General features: G+C 44.9%; 1 protein-coding gene. It reads left to right on the plus strand.

Features of this window, described 5'->3' with window-relative positions; all coding sequences use genetic code 11:
- Nucleotides 1-2,777, plus strand: a 2,777-nt coding sequence (locus ACFINZ_RS09265; RefSeq protein ID WP_375701377.1) for a hemagglutinin repeat-containing protein, incomplete at both ends; no start/stop codon positions are given.

Here is a 2,777-nt window from a genome sequence, read left to right on the forward strand (position 1 = left end):
CTCGATTTAAGCAATAATCGTTCTCATATTTACACGCCGCAAACGCTGTATTTAATTGCAGATCATATTGATGTCTCGGACAGTAAATTGACTTATGGCGGTTTAGACTTTCAAAGCACCAATGCTCTTGATATTCACAATGCGCGGCTACAAGCCGTGACAGATCAGGGAGGGACTGGAGATATTCTTTTTGTTGCTCCAAGCGTTATGGTTGATGAGACAACTTCTGTTTTAGCAGCCAGAGATTTCGTGATCAAAACGGGGGAGCTTGGAAATAGCGGTCAATTGGCATCGGGGCAGGATTTAGTCTTTAGCGTGACGGGGGATGTGACCAACAACAAAACGGGCTTAATTTATGTGAAGGGCAATGGTGCTTTACAAGTTGATGGTGCTTTGCTCAATGATTTTGGCACCATAATGACAGAAGGTGATTTATCTTTCACCAATGCAGCTGGCAGCGGAAAAAGCCTTTCGCTTGTGAACAAAGCGGGCTTTATTCAAGCTGGTGGAAACTTAAATATCCAAACCAACACTCTAAAAAACGAAGCTGATAGCACGCCTGTCATCACGGAAAAAACGGAATATAGCGATATTTCATTCGAAAAACCAGACAAATATAATTTTCTCGATGGTAGGCCTTTATATCATGATATGTACTGGGATCGTTGGGGAAAAGGAAAACTTTCTAAGAGGGAGAGTGGGCCAGTCGGTCCAAAACACTTTATATTTGAGCAACAACTTTGGAATAACAAAGAAGGAACCTATGGCACGGCAACTTTAAAAGATGGGACAGTCTATAAGGCATTTACTTGGAAACATAATGCTCGAAAAGGAGACATAGAAGAGTTTGTATGGAATGGTTCTCGGCGGAAGGGAGGATGGTTTGGGTCAATAAACGAAGACTGGTCACATATGACAGAAAAGACTGTCACACAAGCATTTTCGCATAAACCAACTGTTTCGGGGGTAATACAATCTAGTGGCAATCTCATCATTAACGCTGATACCATTGACAACCATTATAGCTCTATGAGAGCAGGGGGAAATGCCGATATCCACGCTGGTGTGCTGACCAATCTGGGTGCAACGGCTTATAAAAAAACTTATCTGGGTTGTAATGCCAATACGCAGGATGGTTATTGTTATGGCTATAAAGCTGATGGAAGCCGCGATGTTTCTTTAGATATAGCCGATGGCAAGGATCGCCATACTGGTTCAGAAGCTCTTGATGCAGCTCCTGGTCTTGTCCAAGCGGGTGGCACGTTGAATTTGGTGGTCGATCAACTCAATAACACGGCAGCGGAAGGTTCGATTACAGGGGATGCGCATTTTAAAGCACAAGCAGTTGAAGGCAATCCACTGGAGTCCTTAAGTGGTTTAACAGGGGCTGGCGCTCTCTTTACACCAACAGTCGATCTCAATAATGCGGGGGAACTTGCTGAGGGGCTTCCTTTACCAAAACCCCAATCGGGGGGTGTTGGGGGCACGCTGCCCAATCAAAATTTCATTTATGAAACTAGAGCAGAATTCCTTGATGTTGGCAAGTTTTATGGCTCAGCCTATTATTTGAACAGAATTGGTTACAATCCTGACAGAGAGATTTTTTTCTTAGGCGATGCTTATTTCGAAAAGCAGCTGATTGAAAAACAAATGCGTGATCTTGTTGGTCAAGGTTTGGGCAAAGGTTCCTTTATTCCTGGAAGTGATGCCATTGAACAAGTCAAAACCTTGCTGGATGTCGGGGCAGACTATGCAAAAGCACACAATCTCCCTTTTGGTGAGGCTTTGAGTGAAGAACAATTGGCGTCCCTAGAAGCCCCAATGGTGATTTATGTGCGCCAACAGGTCAAGGGCATGGATGTTTATGCACCGGTGCTTTATATCCCTGAAAAAGACAGAGCCTCTTTTGTTTCTGCTGGAGCTTTGATCATGGGCGATGATGTCAATATCACCAGCCAAAATACAAGCAATTCAACGATTATCAATTCAGGGCGGATTGCGGCAAATCACCAATTGCATGTGCATGGCGGGGATATCCTCAGTCAAGGAGGGCATTTTGCGGCGGGTGGTGATGCTGTTATCCTTGCGGAGAAGAATATTCGTTTGGATGCAGGGCGCACAACGGTTGACGGCGTGGAGACAGTTTTAAATACCGAGGCGCTTTCTGCTGGTGGTAATGCAACGGTGATTGCTAAACAAAATATCACCGCCTCCGGGGTGGGGATCACTACCGGAGGTGATCTTGCCATGGCTACAGAACAAGGCAACTTGACGATCGGTTCAGCAGAAACCCATTACCATGATGAACAGGGTGATGCCACCATGCATCATAAATCAGAAGTCAACTCTGGAGGCTCGACGACACTTGCCTCTGGAAAAGATTTGAATATTTTAGGCTCTGATGTTCAAGCAACGGATAAACTTCTCTTGCAAGCTGAGAGGAATGTTTCGATTGATGCCACACGCAACAGTATGGACAATCAGAATGGGAGTGAAACATCTCATGTTGCTTTACACAATGGCTCTCATTTAAGTTCTGGAAAAGAGACCACTGTTCTCTCTGGAAAAGATATCCATATGGCTGCTTCCGATATAGATGCCAAGGGTAATGTTGCTCTTGGTGCCCAAGGGGAGATAACAATAGGGGTGAGAAACGATGAGATGGAGTATCATCTTCGCACCAAAAACACGAAAGTGGATATGCAAGCCTCTCATGCCGTTGGCTCTTCGATAAAATCGGGAGGTGACACCACTGTCATTGCAGGGCAGGATGGCAA

The sequence above is a fragment of the Bartonella sp. AA81SXKL genome, assembly GCF_042196945.1.
GTDB lineage: Bacteria > Pseudomonadota > Alphaproteobacteria > Rhizobiales > Rhizobiaceae > Bartonella.